Genomic DNA, 15,688 nt, shown 5'->3' with positions numbered 1-15,688 from the left:
TCCAAGCGGCGATTGCTTCTTCCTCCGCCACCACTCGTCTGTTGCAAACTTGCGCAGCAATCGCTAGGCAATGCCAGTCATCTGGGGAGTAGCCACCGGCGCATCGCGCCGCGCGCCCGCGTCAACATACTTGGCCGAGAGGCCATGGCGCAGGCGGAACCGGTCACGGTTCAGGCGAGACCAATGGCGTCGCATCTCCGCTCATGCCGGGCGGGGAGGTGCGATGTCGTTGGAATCGCGTTCCGCCCGGCCCGGAGTTTTCCTTGGAAGCCCTGCTCACCTCCACCGCGGTAGTCGCGCTCGCCGAAATCGGCGACAAGACCCAGCTGCTTGCCATCCTGCTCGCCACCCGCTTCAAGAAGCCGGTGCCGATCATCTGCGGCATCTTTGCCGCCACCATCGCCAACCACTTCCTCGCCGCGCTGGTCGGCGCGGAAGTCGCCGGGCTGCTCGACAGCATCTGGTTCCGCTATGCGATCGCCGCCTCGTTCGTAGCCATGGGCCTGTGGACGCTGATCCCGGACAAGCTCGACGAAGACGAAGCGCCCAAGCCCGCGCGGTTCGGCGCGTTCCTGACGACCGCGATCGCCTTCTTCCTCGTCGAGATGGGGGACAAGACCCAGGTCGCGACCGTCGCGCTGGGCGCGCGTTTCCATGCCGTGCTCCCCGTCACGGCGGGCACGACGCTGGGGATGATGCTGGCCAATGTGCCGGCGGTGTTCCTCGGCAAGGCGGTGATCGACCGGGTGCCGCTGACCACGGTGCACCGCATCGCGGCGCTGCTGTTCATTGCGATCGGGCTGTGGCTCGCGGCGCAGACGGCGGGCTGGTTGTAATGGCAAAAGACCCTCCCCGGCCTGGGGAGGGTCTTTGGATCAGCGGCCGATCAGGCGCTGGGCGATTCGGTCGGCGACGTCGCTCGACGGGTCGCCGGTCGCGGCGCTTTCGTCCCATACCTGGTTGAGGCGCAGCGGGATCTTCTCGACCCGCGCATCGACCTCGAAGCGGTCGCCCTGCCCCAGATATTCCAGCGCGACGTTGATGATGCCGCCGGCATTGATCACATAATCCGGCGCATAGACGATGCCGCGCGTATGCAGGCGGTGGCCGTCTTCGCGCGTGGCGAGCTGGTTGTTGGCGCCACCGGCGACGACGCGCACCTTGAGCGCCGCGATCGACTGTTCGGTGAGGATCGCGCCCAGCGCGCAGGGGCTCAGGATATCGGCCTCGTGCGTCAGGATCGCATCGGCGTCGATCGCCTCGGCGCCCAGCTCGGCGGCCAGCGCCTTGGCGCGGTCGCCATGGACATCGGCCAGGGTCAGCTTGGCGCCATCCGCCGCCAGCAGCCGGGCAAGCCCGCCGCCGACCGACCCGACGCCCTGGATCGCGACCCGCACGCCCGCCATCGAATCGACGCCCAGGCCTCGCTTTGCCGCCGCCTTGACGCCGAGATAGACGCCCCGCGCGGTGACCGGACCCGGATCGCCGCCCGCGCTGCCCGCCGATACCGGCAGGCCGGAGACATGCTTGGTCTGGGTCGCGACGACCTTCATCCGCGCTTCGGACATGCCGACGTCCTCGGCGGTCACATAGCGGCCATGGAGCGATTCGACCGCGCGGCCGAACGCCTCGAGCTGCGCCTGGGTCACTTCGGCACCCGGCTTGTCCGCAAGGATCACGCCCTTGCCGCCGCCCATCGGCAGATCGGCCATCGCGTTCTTGTAGCTCATGCCCCGCGAGAGGCGCAGCGCATCGGTGATCGCGGCGCGATGATCGGCATAGTGCCAGAAGCGCACGCCGCCCGCTGCCGCACCCAGCGCGGTGGAATGGACCGCGATGATCGCGCTAAGGCCCGAAGCCCGATCCGAGAAGAGGTGAACGCCCTCATGGTCGTCGAAATCGGGAAAACCCCAGTCGGTGATCATGGATGGATCCGCGCTGTGATGAAGGGGGAAAGTGGGGCGACCAACGGGGATCGAACCCGCAACCTCTGGTACCACAAACCAGCGCTCTAACCGATTGAGCTATGGTCGCCGTGAAGGAGTGCGCGCTTAGCGGGCTCCGAAGCGGAGCGCAAGAACCTTGCGTGCCTTATCCGCGGGAAATTCTAACAGCCTCCTCCGGTGTCGTCACCCCAGTTCTCGCCAGCGCGCGCGCCGCCGATCCCAGATTGGGCGTCGTCACGAAGGCGTGGCGAGCGAGAATGGCGGCATCGCCGCCATCGTTGATGAGCCGACGAATCGCCGCATCGCCCCTAACCCACTCGAAAACAGCCGTTCTTCCCGAATACCCGGTTTCCGAGCAGGCACCGCAGCCCGCGGGAGCATAGACGATCGTGCCAGGATCGAAGCCAAGCAGGGCGGATACCGATCCGCTCGCCTGCACCGGTTCGCGGCAAGCGCCGCACAGCCGCCGCACCAGGCGCTGCGCGATGGCCAGGCTCATCGTCGAAGCGAGTTGAAACGCCTCGATTCGCCAACTCCGTAATTGCTGAATGGCGGCGACGGCGCTCGCAGCTTCGATTCCGGCGATCACGAGTCGCCCCGCCTGCGCCGCCGCCAGCGCCGCAGCGGCGACGGCCCGATCGCCGATCGAGTCGATCATCAGCACATCGATATCCTGGTCGATCGCCGCCTGAATCGATTCGGCAACCGCGGCGTCGCGGGAAGCGATCATTGCCATCCCTGGGCAGGCAGGCAGCGCCTCCGGGGCGATGGCGAGCACCGGGCGGGTCCGGCTTGCGGCGACCGCAGCCAACGCCTGCAACGTGGTGCTGCGTCCGTTCCCGACCGGGGAGGCGACCAGGATCAGCCCGGTGCCGGCAAGCGCGGCCCGAATATCCTGCGCAAGGACGCTACCGATCCCTAGCGCTTCCAACCCACGATGGCCGGCTTGCATCGGTGGCCGCCGCAAGACGACACGAGGCCCATGCAGCAAGGGCAGCAGGGAGACATCGATCGCCTGCCCATGCCAACGCATCTGCCCATGCTGGGGCGCACGGCTTTCCGCGACCAGACCCGCCTCCCGCGCGACCTGCTCGATCAACATCCGCGCTTGCTCGCTCGCCAGTTGGCGATACGGGTGCAACAAGCCTCCGACGCGAAAGGCGATGTCCGCCTGTGCCGGGCCGGGAGCGAGATGCAGATGCGACGCATCCAGTCGCTCGGCTTCTTCCAGCAGCTGCTCGAGCAGCACCGAAACCGCACCGTGATCGTCCTGCTGCGGCTTCGCGCGGCCCTCTCGCGCCTTGTCCACCTCGATCACCAGCTGCACCATTCCCATTTCGCCTGCCGGCCATGGCGCTAGGCATCGTGCATTTCACTACCGCGTCAGTAACATGACAGTTTCGTGGCGTACTGGCTCCCCGTGTCGGGATTTGGCAGAAACGCACCCATGCAATCAGATACCCCCCTCGCCGCCTCCTTGGGCTGCGGCCACCCTTCGGAGCCGATTGTCGAACGCCTTCAGCGTCACCCCGGCATCCAGAGGGTGCCCAGCCCAAAAGTGTCGCTATTCGTGCTCCGCAACTTCCTGGAACCCGAACGGTGCCACAGCCTCATGGAGCGGATCGACCATGATCGCCGTCCGTCGACGCTGGCCAATGCCAACGGCGATTATGCCTTCCGCACCAGCGAAACCTGCGACCTGCCCAGCGACGATCCCGACATCGCCGATCTTAAGCGGCGCATCGTCGCGCTGACCGGCTTGCACCCCGATCACGGCGAACCGATGCAGGGCCAACGCTATGCGATCGGGCAGGAATTCAAGGCACATACCGACTATTTCGAGCCGAACAGCGTCGACTTTGAACGCTATTGCGCGATTGCTGGCCAGCGGACGTGGACGGTGATGCTGTATCTCAACGACGTGGAGGCGGGCGGCGCCACACGGTTCAAGGCGATCGACAAGCTCATCCAACCGGAAGCCGGGAAGCTGCTTGCCTGGAACAACCTGCGGCCGGATGGCAGCGTCAACCCATCGACGATCCACCATGCCATGAAGGTGCGCGCCGGCACCAAATATGTCATCACCCAGTGGTTCCGCGAACGCCCCTGGGGGTGGTGAGCGGGGGCCCGTCCGCCGGCCATGCGGCGGCGGGCCCCGCTCCTCTCCTCGTCGTCAGAAGGTCGTCGAGAGCGACAGCTGCACCGTCGTGCCCGGCGCATAGCGGTTATACGTCACGGTCCGCGTGCCGTTCGACTGCAGTTCCTTGTACAGGCGCCCGGTGATGTTGCGCGCCTCGAACTTCAGATCGAATTCGCGCCCCGCCACCATCACACCCTGGCGCGCGACGAAATCCAGGTTGAACCCGGGATATTCGTACACGTCGGGCTGGTTCTGGTTGGCGATGCCGCGGCTGGTAACGCGCTTGCTGGCATAGGAAAGGATGAACGTCTGCTGCGAGAGCAGCCCGGTCTTCTCCATGCCCAGCTGCAGGTTGACCAGATGGTCCGACTGGCCGGTGAGCGAGGCGCCATCCCGGAAATAGTCGGTCGCATTGGTCGACGAGGCTGCATAGACTGCGGTTCGGTCGCCCTGCTTCACCTGCAGCTTGGATTTGGTGAAGGTGTAGTTGGCGATCACCAGCAGGCTGCGATCGGCGAAGAACGGCCCGTTCACCCAGTCGGCCAGGCCGAACTTCTTCTGCGCTTCGAACTCGGCGCCGTAGAGGTTCGCCTTGGGGGCGTTGGCATAGCTGGTCACCAGCACGTCGCTGCCGGTGATGAAGGTTTCGATCGGGTTGTTGATCCGCTTGTAGAAGGCCGCCGCCGACACGCGCTGGTCATTGCCGATATACCATTCGAACCGCCCTTCGCCGTTGTACAGCGTGCTGTCCTGCAGCAGCGGGTTGCCGCGATACTGGCGGTTGGTCTCGGGATCGAAGTAGAATTGATAGATCAGCTCGCGGAACTGCGGCCGCGCAATCGTCTTCGACCCGTTGAAGCGAACCTGCATGCCCGGACGGAACTGCCAGGTCAGCGTCGCGGCGGGCAGCCAATAGTCGTTGTTCAGGTTCGTGCCCGCTTCGCTCGCGCCCGACGAGCGGAACACCTGCGCGGGCGTGACCACTTCCTTGGCCTTTTCGAAGCGGACACCCGCATCGATCGAAAGCTCGGGCGTGATCTGGTAGACCGCGCGACCATAGCCGGCATGATTGCGCAGCGAGGCGTTGAAGGCCGGGTTGCCTTCGTTGGTCTCGATCAGCGTGATCTTGTAATAATCGATGATCGCGCTGCCGAGCAGCAGATCCGGCCGCAGCATCGCCACGCCGCTCGGGAAGGTGCCCGGCGCCGTGAACTGGAAGTCGCGGCGCGAGCTGAACCGCTTGGTCTTGAGATAGGTATATCCCGCCGACAGGCTGAGGTCGCGGATCGGCTTGAACGTCAGGTCGGCGCCGCCGGAATAGAGATCCTCGTTGAGATCCGAATAGCTGGCCGTGCCGTCGCCGTTATTGCCGTTGTTCAGGCGGTTGATGAAATACTTGCCGTACGGATCGGATTCCACGTTCGTGCGGATATACTCGAACGCCAGCTCGCTCGGCGACTTGCGCTTGGAATTGGCATAGCTGCCGCGCAGGTCCAGGCTCAGCGTCGGCGTCAGCTTGAACTCGCCCACCAGCTGGGTGTCGATCAGCTGCCGCTCGAACCAGCGCGTGTCCTGCTGCTGCACGTCGGTCGTCTGGTTGTTGTTGCGTTTGCCGAAGCCGAGGCGCGTGTTCTTCAGCGTGTCGCGAATGTACACGTTGGTCCAGCGCAGCTTGTTGTCGCCGAATTCGAAGCCCAGGCCGAACAGCCCGTTCAGCACGATGCGGTTGTCGGTGACCACCCGCTCGAAGTCGCTTTCCAGCGCCGAAAGATCGGAGGTGATCGAATATTGCTGCAGCGAGTCGCGGACCTGCCACTTGTTGCTGTAGCCGGCGGTGGCGATCACGCCGATCGTGTTGTCGCCCACATCCCAGGACTTGCCGGCGGAGATGTTGGTCGACCAGTTGGGCGGAAGGTTGAGGTTGCGTTGGAGCAGCGCGTTCTTGGCGTTCACCAGCTGCTTTGCGATCGCACCGCCGTCGACCGTGCCCGAGCTGAGCCGCGCGCCGCTGTTGAAATAGGCCTTGAGTGCCGGCGCGAGATCGCGCGATCCATCGTCGAAGCCGGTCCAGTCATGCCCGCCGCCCGCATAGACATAGCCGAGCTGGCCGGTCGTGCGGCTGTTGGCGCCCATGCCGCCGCTCAGCGTGAGGAAGCCCTGCTTCGGCACCGCGTTGGTGGTGAGGTTGATGACGCCGCCGCCGAACTCGCCGGGATAGTTCACCGAATAGCTCTTCTGGACGAGCGACGAGGAAACGACGTTGGTCGGGAACAGGTCCAGCGGCACCACGCGCTTGAGCGGCTCGGGGCTGGGCAGCGGCGAGCCGTTGAGCAGCGCCAGCGAATAGCGATCGCCCAGGCCGCGCACGAAGACATAGCCGTTGCCGACCACGCTGAGGCCGGTGACGCGGCCGAGCGCGCCGGCGATGTCGCCGTCGCCGGTGCGCTGGATGTCGGCGGCGGACAGCACCGAAACGACCTGCGGAATGTCGCGCGTGAGGTTCGCGCGGCGGCCGGTGACGACGATTTCGCCGGGCACCGAGACGTCCGGCGTCTCCGCCTGCTGCCCCTCGGCGGCAGGCGCCGACGGATCGGCGGTGTCGGTGGCCGGGCCGGTCTGCGGCTCGGGCGTGGCGGGCGCGGTCTGCGCGCAGGCGATCGCAGGCGCGACAAGCGCGGAAGAGAGAAGCAGCAGGCTGGCAAGCCCCAACGACTTGGTCATCGTGAACCCCTAGTTCTTATATCGGCAAAGGGCGGAGCGTGCCCGTGATGGCCACGCTCCGCCCTCCGGTCAGGTCAGGCTTGGCCTCAGCTGGTCGGCAGCGACGTGCACGAACGGCTGGCGACCGCCGTGTTGTCGAAGCCGGCATAGCTCGAGTTGCAGGTCCAGCCGGCGTACCAGGTGTCCTGCGCGTTGCGCACCGCGCCGATCCAGGTGGTCGTGTCGAAGAAGCCGGTCGTGTCGAGCGTCTTCGGATCGGTCGCAGTGACGGCGGTTTCGGTCGCGCCGTTCACGAACAAGCTGGCCAGCGTGTTGACGAAGCTGTCGCTGTTGTTGTTCGCCCCTGCACCGAACGCGGTCGCCACCTGGGCGGCGGTGTAGCTGCCGGTACCGAGATACTTGGTGGCATTGCACTGCAGAACCACCGACCGTGCGGTGAGCGTCGCCGGCGTGGTGCCGGAGCCGTTCATGCGCAGGCACTCGTTGTTCGGCGAGATCACGATGCCGTTCACCAGCGTGAGGTCGGCATTGCCGCGCAGCAGGATCGACGCCTGGTCGTTCGATTCGTTGTTGCTGCTGGTCTGGCTCTGGATCGCGGTGAAGTTGGCGACCTTGGTGTTCTGACGCGGGGTGTCGCCTTCGTTGCCGTTGCTGTCGACTTCCATCAGCGCATCGCCCTGGCCCGGACGCTGGATCAGCAGGACATACTGGAACAGGCCCTGCAGACCGGTGTCGATGTCGAGGCTGTCATCGTCGGCGCCGGTGGCGACATAGTGCTTGAGGCGCACGCTACCGCCGAAGAACTCCGCGCCATCGTCCGAGCTGTTGTGGCTGTGGATGTAATCGAGCGAGGTGCCGCTGCCGATGCCTTCGGTGGTCAGCGCCTGAAGCTCCGTGTTCGCGCCGAGCACATAGCCCGAGTAGCGGATCTGGACATACTTCATGGTGCCGGCGTTATAGGCATCGTCGGTGCCGCCGAAATTCGCCGGATCGGCAGCGCCTTCGGTCTGGCGCTCGCAGGTGCCGGCCGCGGTCGATCCGCTGTTGCAGTCGGTGATGCGGGCACGGCCCATCAGCACCACGCCGCCCCACTGGCCGAACGAGGAGTCGTTGCTGATGCCGAGCACGTTGTCGCGGCTGGTGAAGATGATCGGCGCAGCGGCGGTGCCGGTCGCGTTGATCTTGTTACCGCGGTTGACCGCGAGCCACGAGGTACCCGTGCCGCCGAACAGGATCACGCCCGGCTGGATGGTGAGCGTGACGTTGGTATCGGCGGTCAGCTGGCCGCTGCCATTGAGGGTGAAGCCGTTGGCGGCGGTGCAGCCCACGGTGGAGCTGGTGCGCGGCGCGCCAGAGGTCGGCGCCGAGAAGCCGCTGTCGCAACCGACGTCGACACGGCCGCGCATCTGATAGAGCAGGCCCGCGATCTTCGGCAGTTCGACGCTGCGCGAAATGATCGAGGGCAGCGTGCAGACGCGCCAGGTGCCGGTCGGGCCGGTGATCGTGCCGTCGTCGGTCAGGCCCTTGGGATCGGCGATCGTCGGGCAGCCGGTGGCCGGGGTCACCAGGGTGGAGGTCGGCGTCGGGGTCGGCGTCGGTGCCGGGGCCGGGTTGTTGATGATCACGTTGCCGCCGGTGCCGGGCGAGGCGATGTCGTTGGCGCCGTCGCATGCCGAAAGTGCAGCGCCCGCGCAGCTCGTCATCAGGATAAGGGCAACACGTTTGAAGCTGGCCATATTTTCTCCGTTCCGGCGGACGCCGGCATGTAGCGCGAATACGAATCTGTGCGGGATCGACTCGGCTTTCCCCCGTCGGCCGCAAAGCCGCGCTAGGCGGAGAAAATGACGCCACAATGCGAACGAGAAGAAAGTTTGGAGACAGTTATGTTTCTATTTTAAGTCAATCCGCATGGCCGCGCAGGTCTGATCCCGCCTGTTCGGCAGCACACAACAGCGCAGGGATCGATCGACGGCGGCCGGCGGAAACGACCAAGCGGGTCAATCCGATCGAATGCCGAAACCGCAGCGGCTACCATCGTGCATCGACCAACACCCATCGCTGCGCATCCACACCCCCCATGCACAGGCAGGAGTCCATTGAGGTCTCGCGGCGGGATGACGGGGGAGAGAAGGACGGGCCCTGTCAGCGCACCTTGCGATTACAGCCCGGCGGTCATCACCACGCCAATGCAGACGGCAATGCCGGCGAATATCTGGCGCACCGTCAGCGCTTCGCGAAAAACCCGGTGCCCGGCCACCGCGGCGATCGGCATCTCGATCACACCGAGCGACCGGACCGCGGCCGCGGGCGCGAGATTGAGTGCGAAGAACCAGCCGGAAGACGCCAGCGCGCCGAACAGTCCGGCGCCGAGCGACCCGCGCCAGCCGGCGATCACCGCCCGCAGCGCCGCAGGATCGCGCCACAGCAGGAACACTACCAGTCCCAGCGTCTGCACCGCCTGGATCAGGGTAACGCTGGCCATCGCCGCGAAGAAAGGATGATGGGGTTCCAACGCCAGGCCGGCATGGCGGAAGCCGTTGAGCGCCAGGCCGAACAGCAGGCCGGAAAGCGTGCCGAACGCCACGCCCGGCAACAGGCGCCCTTCCCCGCCCACGTCCCGTGGCCATACCAGCACGGCCAAGCCTGCGGTGGTGATCGCAACGCCGCCCCAGCCGAGCGGACTGAGCCGATCGCCGAACACGATCAGGCCGGCAAGCGCCGCCAGCGGCACCGAACTTTGCTGCAGCGCGGTCCCGATCGCGAACCCTGCCTGATGCATCGCCTGGAGCACGGCCGCCGTCGCCAGCACCTGCGCGGTGGCGCCGAGCAGGGCCGGCCACCAGAAAGCGATGCCGAAATGCGGATCGATCCGCTCCGGCCCCGTCGCCAGGATCGCAAGGAACGTCAGCGCGATCGAAAAGGGCAGGCCGAACAGAAAGCGCACCAGCGTGGCACCCCAAGGCCCGCTGGAGGCCATCATGCCGCGCTGGAACGCGTTGCGCGCCACCTGAAACGCAGCCGCCGCGATCGTCGCGCCCGCCCAAAGCATCGTGCCAGCCTCCTTCGTGCCCATGCGCGGCAACCAGAGTCCGGCAGTTCGGCAATATCGACGTGCGCGTAACGACCCGCCCGTCGGACAGCAACGAAAAAACCCGCCGGCATCGCTGCCGGCGGGCTTCTCTATATGGTGGGCGCGGCTGGGATTGAACCAGCGACCCCTGCGGTGTGAACACAGTGCTCTACCACTGAGCTACGCGCCCATTGGCCGGGGTGCAGGACCCGATGGCCGAAACGGGAAGCGGGCCTTTAGAGCCCGGATGCGGCACTGTCCAGCCCCGTTTGACGGCCGAGGCAGGATTTTTGCCGCAAGGCCTTCAGTTGACCGAATCCTTCAGCACCTTGCCGGGCTTGAACTTCGGCTGGTTGGAAGCCTTGATGGTCATTTCCTCGCCGGTGCGCGGGTTGCGCCCGGTGGAAGCCTTGCGCTTGCTGACCGAGAAGGTGCCGAATCCAACCAGACGGACTTCATCACCCTTCTTGAGCGCGCCAGCGATCACGTCGAAAACCGCTTCGACGGCTTTTACGGCATCGCCCTTTGCCAGTCCCGAAACATCGGCGACCTGACCGATCAGCTCTTGCTTGTTCATGCTGGTGCAAACCCCCTGAATCTGTGCGTGGTATCGCGTTGATAACGATGAATGGATGCAATGAGTCGCGGCGGCAGGCCAGTGTGCGAGTCAGCACGAGCCTGCCGCCGGAGTCAAAACCTTTCGGACGAAATTGCGTCAGAAATGTTGCATTTTGTCAATGATGCAATGCGTCTCCGATCGCCGGCACGCCGGCGGGCGGTTGCGTAGCGAGTTCGTCCGTGTCGGACCAGTCGATTGCGGTAAGCGGTTCGGTGAGCGCAAGCCGCAGAACCTCGTCGACGTGCGAAACCGGCACAATCTCCAACCCTTCGCGAATGTTCGCAGGGATTTCGGCGAGATCCTTCTCATTCTCGGTCGGGATGAGCACCATCTTGATACCACCCCGTAGCGCCGCGAGGAGCTTCTCCTTGAGGCCGCCGATTGGCAGCACCCGGCCGCGCAGCGTGACCTCGCCGGTCATCGCCACATCCTTGCGCACCGAGACGCCGGTGAGCGTAGAGACGATCGAAGTGACCAGTCCGATGCCGGCCGACGGACCATCCTTCGGCACCGCACCCTCGGGCAGGTGGACGTGGATGTCCTTCCGCGCGAACAGGCTCGGCTTGATGCCGTAGCTCGGGCTGCGCGCGCGGACGAAGCTGAACGCCGCTTCCACCGATTCCTTCATCACGTCGCCGAGCTTGCCGGTCGTCTTGATCGCGCCCTTGCCGGGCACGGTGACGCTTTCGATGGTCAGCAGTTCGCCGCCCACCTCGGTCCAGGCCAGGCCGGTGACCGCACCGATCTGATGCTCCTCCTCGCCCACGCCGAAGCGGAACTTCCGCACGCCGGCATAGTCCGCCAGATTTTCGGGGGTGATGGTGACCTGGGTCTCCTTGCCCTCCAGGATCTTGCGCAGGCTCTTGCGGGCGAGCTTGGCGATCTCGCGCTCCAGCGTGCGCACGCCGGCCTCGCGGGTGTAATAGCGGATCAGGTCGCGCAGGCCTTCATTGGTGAGCGTGAACTCGCCGTCCTTCAGCCCGTGCGCATCGACCTGCTTGGCGACCAGATGCCGCTCGGCGATCTCGACCTTCTCGTCCTCGGTATAGCCCTCCAGCCGGATGATCTCCATGCGATCGAGCAGCGGCTGCGGCAGGTTGAGCGAGTTGGCCGTGCACACGAACATGATGTCCGAAAGATCGATGTCGATCTCCAGATAATGGTCGTTGAACTTGCTGTTCTGCTCCGGATCGAGCACCTCGAGCAGCGCCGAGGCCGGATCGCCACGGAAATCCTGGCCCAGCTTGTCGATTTCGTCGAGCAGGAACAGCGGGTTCCCGGTGCCGGCCTTCTTCAGGTTCGACACGATCTTGCCCGGCAGCGAGCCGATATAGGTGCGACGATGGCCGCGGATCTCGGCCTCGTCGCGCACGCCGCCCAGCGACTGGCGGATGAACTCGCGGCCGGTGGCCTTGGCGATCGACTTGCCCAGGCTGGTCTTGCCCACGCCCGGCGGGCCGACGAGGCACAGGATCGGCCCCTTCAGCTTGTTGGTGCGCGCCTGGACCGCGAGATATTCGACGATCCGGTCCTTCACCTTCTCCAGCGCGTAATGATCCTGGTCCAGAACCGTCTGCGCTTCGGCGATGTCCTTCTTCAACTTGGACTTCTTGCCCCAGGGCAGGCCCAGCAGCACATCCAGATAATTGCGGACGACGGTGGCCTCTGCCGACATCGGCGCCATCGTCTTCAGCTTCTTCAGCTCGCCCTGCGCCTTGGCGCGGGCTTCCTTGGACAGTTTCAGCGTGGCGATCTTCTGGGTCAGTTCGGCGACTTCATCGCCCTCGCCGTCCTCGCCCTCATTGCCCAGCTCGCGCTGGATCGCCTTGAGCTGTTCGTTGAGATAATATTCGCGCTGGGTCTTCTCCATCTGCCGCTTCACGCGGCTGCGGATCTTCTTTTCGACCTGCAGCACCCCAAGCTCGCCCTCCATGAAGGCGAACACCATTTCCAGTCGCTTCTGGGGATCGCTCTCCACCAGCAGCGACTGCTTGTCGGCAACCTTGACCGAGATATTGGCGGCAACGGCGTCGGCCAGGCGCGACGGGTCCTCCAACTCGCCCAGCTGCACGGCGGTCTCCGCCGGCAGCTTGCGGTTGAGCTTGGCGTAATTCTCGAACTGCTCGACGACCGAGCGCATCAGCGCCTTCAGCTCGGGGCTGAGATTTTCGGGCGTCAGCTTGGAGACGGCCTCGTCGACGCCTTCCTGCGCGGCTTCGAGCGACGCATCTTCCTGCACCGGCTCGACATGCGCGGTCAGATAACCGTTGGTTTCCTCGATCGCGGAAAGACTGCCGCGCTGCTTGCCAGCCACCAGCACGCGCACCGTGCCGTCAGGCAGCTTCAGCAGCTGCAGCACTTCGGCCGAAACGCCGGTATCGTAGAGGTCCTCGCGGCCGGGATCGTCCTCGGCGGGATCGAGCTGCGCGACGAGGAAGATTTCCTTGTCGTCGGCCATGGCCGCTTCCAGCGCCGCCACCGACTTGTCGCGGCCGACGAACAGCGGCACGATCATGTGCGGGAACACGACGATGTCGCGAAGCGGCAGGACGGGATAAGACTGCTTCATGAAAACTCCGGGTCCGCCCCATCGGGGCTCCTTGTTACCCTTTATATGGGAGTAAGCGCCGCCGCATCAATCATGCTCGATGGAAACCGGTTACGAACCGCGATGGCGCCGCGGCTCCCGGAACGCGATCGAAACATTCGCGTTGCGTCGCAACATGATGTCATCGTAAGCACGCTGCCGTCGCCTTTCCGAAAAAAATGCCAAGAACGGAGCCTGACGTGCGAAACACGTTGATGTGGAGCCTTTTCGCAGCGGGTGCTTGGATGCCGCTCGCTCCGGCACAGGCGCAGACCCGTGGGCTGCCGCCGATCACGGCGGTGACGCAGGAATCCGGCGGTCCGATCGCGGCCGAGCGCGCCGCCCTGCATCTCGAACATGCCGATCTCGCGATCGAGGTCCTTCCGGCCAGCCACAGCATCCTCGGCACCGCCACACTCAGCCTGCGCAGCAGCGCGGCGCTCAGCGAATTGCAGATCGACCTCGACCGCAACCTTCCCGTCAGCGCGATTCGGATCGACGGCAAGTCCCTCGCCTCGAACCGCTGGAGCAACCCGGAAGGCCGCCTCCGCATCGCCCTGCCCCGCCCGCTCAAGGCCGGGGACAGCGTAACCGCCACCATCACCTATGGCGGCACCCCCCATGTCGCGGTGCGCGCGCCCTGGGACGATGGACTGGTATGGTCGTTGGTGCCGGGCGAGAAGAAGCCCTGGGTGGCCACCACCGCGCAGGGCTATGGTTGCGACCTGTTCTGGCCCTGCCTCGATTTCCCTCGCGGCGAACCCGATCGCGTCGATCTGCACATCACGGTGCCGGCCGGGCTGAAGGCGCCATCCAACGGAACGCTGATCAACGTCGATACCCTGGCGGACGGCCGCACCACCTGGCACTGGCGCGCACGCAGCCCTAACCCTTATTCGGTGGCACTCAACGTCGCGCCCTATGCAGAATTGCAGGCCACCTATAGCAGCCGCTTCGGCAACCATTTTCCGCTGCAATACTGGTACCTCCCGGCACGCGAGGCGCAGGCAAAGGAGCTGTTCGCAGAATTCGCGCCGACCGTCGATTTCTACGAAAGCGTGATCGGCCCCTATCCCTGGGGCGACGAAAAGCTCGGCGTCGTCGAAACGCCACATCTGGGCATGGAGCACCAGACGATCAACGCGTACGGCAACAACTACCGCAAGACGCCCTCTGGCTTCGACGAGATTTTCCAGCACGAACTGGGCCATGAATGGTTCGGCAACCAGATGACGGTCGCCAACTGGGACGATTTCTGGCTCCACGAAGGCTACACCCAATATATGCAGCCGCTGTACGGCCAGTGGCGCGAAGGCGATGCCCGCTACGCCGCGATGATGGACCAGTTCCGCCTCGCGATCCGCAACCGGGCGCCGATCGTCTCGGGCAAGATCCGCACCGAGGAAGAGGTGTATGAGGAAGCCAAGGGCGGACCGGGGCAGGACATCTATTACAAGGGCGCCTGGGTGCTCCACACGCTGCGCTATCTGATCGGCGACGCGCAGTTCTTCGAAGCGACGCGCCGCCTGGTCTATGGCCGCCCCGATCCACGGCCCGGCAATTTCAGCCCGCGCTTTGCCACCACCCCGGAATTCATCGACATCGTAAAGCAGGTTAGCGGGCGCGACCTCGGCTGGTTCTTCGACATCTATCTCTATCAGGCACAGCTGCCGGAACTGCAGATCGAACGCAGCGGGGATCAATTGCACCTGCGCTGGAAGACGCCGCAGGATCGCCCGTTCCCGATGCCGGTGGATCTGACGGTGGACGGCGAACGGCGCCGCGCGACGATGACAGGCGGCAGCGAAACGCTCACCGTGCCCGCTGCGGCGCATATCGTGATCGATCCCAACGCCCATATCCTGCGGCGCACGGATTCAGTGGAGGCGTTTCAACAATGGGCCAGTCAGCACTAGAAGCCATCACCGGCCCGGCATCGGTTGGAAAGCCGGGCGTGGCGGTGCTGCTGCTCGGCTTCCTGCTCCTGGCCGCGGCCATGGCGTTCATGTGGTGGCGGATCCGCGACCATGCCGAGCCGCGCGGCAAGGCATTGCGGGCGCCGACGATGCGGGGGTTCACCCTGCAAGCCATCGGCTTTGCGGCCGTCGCGTTCGGGCCGGTCAAGATCACGCTCCAGTCCGCGTCCGCCGCCGCGCTGGGACAGGCCGTGACCGTTGCGATCCTGATGGGATTCTGCCTGTGCCTGTTCGCAACTTCTGTCTTCGCATTGAAGAAGAACTGGAGCTTCAGCGCCCGCACAAGAAGCGATCATGACCTGGTGACCTGGGGGCCGTTCGCAACGATCCGCCATCCCATCTATACCGGGCTGTTTGCAGCCCTGCTCGCCATCGCCGTCGCTTTCGGCCATTGGCGCGGTTTCCTGCTCGCGCTGCCGCTCTTCTGGTACGGTACTTGGCTGCGCGCCGTCGCGGAGGAATCGGTGCTGCGCGAACGCTTCGGCGATGACTATGAACGCTACGCGGCAAGGGTGAAACGCTTCGTTCCCGGGGTATTCTGACGGCACCACGCCTGCAACACATTGCAATCGCTGCGCGGCTCTGCGACGCTTCGGGCGGTGATGCCCAGGCAAGCGAGCGAGAGAGGA

Annotated in this window: 11 protein-coding genes, 2 tRNA genes and 1 riboswitch; of the genes, 4 read left to right on the top strand and 9 right to left on the bottom strand. The window is 65.2% G+C overall.

Annotation, left to right across the window (positions count from 1 at the left end; translation table 11 throughout):
• Positions 1-70 precede the first annotated feature (70 nt).
• Positions 71-263, top strand: a riboswitch (yybP-ykoY riboswitch).
• Positions 264-836, top strand: a complete 573-nt coding sequence (locus DD559_RS17380) for a TMEM165/GDT1 family protein (protein WP_064311585.1) — start codon at positions 264-266, stop codon at positions 834-836.
• Between the two features lie 39 nt (positions 837-875).
• On the opposite strand, the gene DD559_RS17375 is transcribed toward DD559_RS17380, so the two are convergent.
• The 3 genes from DD559_RS17375 to DD559_RS17365 form a co-directional block, all read right to left on the bottom strand.
• A complete protein-coding gene (locus DD559_RS17375; protein ID WP_116470274.1) occupies positions 876-1,925 on the bottom strand; it encodes a Glu/Leu/Phe/Val family dehydrogenase in 1,050 nt (349 codons plus the stop codon).
• A 32-nt stretch (positions 1,926-1,957) separates the two neighbouring features.
• Positions 1,958-2,034: transfer RNA gene (locus DD559_RS17370), tRNA-His, on the bottom strand.
• Between the two features lie 57 nt (positions 2,035-2,091).
• Positions 2,092-3,282, bottom strand: a complete 1,191-nt coding sequence (locus tag DD559_RS17365) for a GspE/PulE family protein (protein WP_240610320.1) — start codon at positions 3,280-3,282, stop codon at positions 2,092-2,094.
• Between the two features lie 111 nt (positions 3,283-3,393).
• Between DD559_RS17365 and DD559_RS17360 the strand changes: the two genes are divergently transcribed.
• Positions 3,394-4,065, top strand: coding sequence for a prolyl hydroxylase family protein (locus DD559_RS17360; RefSeq protein ID WP_116470273.1), 672 nt, complete (start codon positions 3,394-3,396; stop codon positions 4,063-4,065).
• A 54-nt stretch (positions 4,066-4,119) separates the two neighbouring features.
• On the opposite strand, the gene DD559_RS17355 is transcribed toward DD559_RS17360, so the two are convergent.
• The 6 genes from DD559_RS17355 to lon all read right to left on the bottom strand — a co-directional run bounded on the left by DD559_RS17355 (position 4,120) and on the right by lon (position 13,065).
• A complete protein-coding gene (locus tag DD559_RS17355) occupies positions 4,120-6,807 on the bottom strand; it encodes a TonB-dependent receptor domain-containing protein (protein WP_116470272.1) in 2,688 nt (895 codons plus the stop codon).
• A gap of 86 nt (positions 6,808-6,893) precedes the next feature.
• Positions 6,894-8,543 (bottom strand): beta-helix domain-containing protein, encoded by a 1,650-nt coding sequence (locus DD559_RS17350; RefSeq protein ID WP_116470271.1) that lies wholly within the window; start codon positions 8,541-8,543, stop codon positions 6,894-6,896.
• A gap of 422 nt (positions 8,544-8,965) precedes the next feature.
• Positions 8,966-9,856 carry a DMT family transporter gene (locus DD559_RS17345; protein ID WP_116471005.1) on the bottom strand — a complete coding sequence of 297 codons (891 nt, stop codon included), beginning with the start codon at positions 9,854-9,856 and terminating at the stop codon, positions 8,966-8,968.
• A gap of 136 nt (positions 9,857-9,992) precedes the next feature.
• Positions 9,993-10,067: transfer RNA gene (locus tag DD559_RS17340), tRNA-Val, on the bottom strand.
• A 114-nt stretch (positions 10,068-10,181) separates the two neighbouring features.
• Positions 10,182-10,511, bottom strand: a complete 330-nt coding sequence (locus DD559_RS17335; RefSeq protein WP_276308198.1) for an HU family DNA-binding protein — start codon at positions 10,509-10,511, stop codon at positions 10,182-10,184.
• A gap of 100 nt (positions 10,512-10,611) precedes the next feature.
• A complete protein-coding gene (lon, locus tag DD559_RS17330) occupies positions 10,612-13,065 on the bottom strand; it encodes an endopeptidase La (protein WP_116470270.1) in 2,454 nt (817 codons plus the stop codon).
• A gap of 233 nt (positions 13,066-13,298) precedes the next feature.
• On the opposite strand from lon, the gene DD559_RS17325 reads away from it, so the two are divergent.
• Positions 13,299-14,999, top strand: coding sequence for a M1 family metallopeptidase (locus DD559_RS17325; RefSeq protein WP_116470269.1), 1,701 nt, complete (start codon positions 13,299-13,301; stop codon positions 14,997-14,999).
• Positions 14,981-15,601, top strand: a complete 621-nt coding sequence (locus DD559_RS17320; RefSeq protein ID WP_116470268.1) for a methyltransferase family protein — start codon at positions 14,981-14,983, stop codon at positions 15,599-15,601. Before DD559_RS17325 ends, DD559_RS17320 begins: the two co-directional genes overlap by 19 nt.
• The last annotated feature ends 87 nt before the right edge of the window (positions 15,602-15,688 follow it).

This window comes from Sphingomonas pokkalii, from assembly GCF_003096275.1.
GTDB classification, from domain to species: Bacteria; Pseudomonadota; Alphaproteobacteria; order Sphingomonadales; family Sphingomonadaceae; genus Sphingomonas; species Sphingomonas pokkalii.
This window is presented reverse-complemented; position numbering and strand designations above follow the sequence as displayed.

What these genes read in the sequence shown, in the direction of transcription:
- DD559_RS17375 (WP_116470274.1), bottom strand. Translation starts at nt 1,925, where the DNA reads ATGATCACCGACTGGGGTTTTCCCGATTTCGACGACCATGAGGGCGTT.
- DD559_RS17365 (WP_240610320.1), bottom strand. Translation starts at nt 3,282, where the DNA reads ATGGGAATGGTGCAGCTGGTGATCGAGGTGGACAAGGCGCGAGAGGGC.
- DD559_RS17360 (WP_116470273.1), top strand. Translation starts at nt 3,394, where the DNA reads ATGCAATCAGATACCCCCCTCGCCGCCTCCTTGGGCTGCGGCCACCCT.
- DD559_RS17355 (WP_116470272.1), bottom strand. Translation starts at nt 6,807, where the DNA reads ATGACCAAGTCGTTGGGGCTTGCCAGCCTGCTGCTTCTCTCTTCCGCG.
- DD559_RS17350 (WP_116470271.1), bottom strand. Translation starts at nt 8,543, where the DNA reads ATGGCCAGCTTCAAACGTGTTGCCCTTATCCTGATGACGAGCTGCGCG.
- DD559_RS17345 (WP_116471005.1), bottom strand. Translation starts at nt 9,856, where the DNA reads ATGCTTTGGGCGGGCGCGACGATCGCGGCGGCTGCGTTTCAGGTGGCG.
- lon (WP_116470270.1), bottom strand. Translation starts at nt 13,065, where the DNA reads ATGAAGCAGTCTTATCCCGTCCTGCCGCTTCGCGACATCGTCGTGTTC.
- DD559_RS17325 (WP_116470269.1), top strand. Translation starts at nt 13,299, where the DNA reads ATGTGGAGCCTTTTCGCAGCGGGTGCTTGGATGCCGCTCGCTCCGGCA.
- DD559_RS17320 (WP_116470268.1), top strand. Translation starts at nt 14,981, where the DNA reads ATGGGCCAGTCAGCACTAGAAGCCATCACCGGCCCGGCATCGGTTGGA.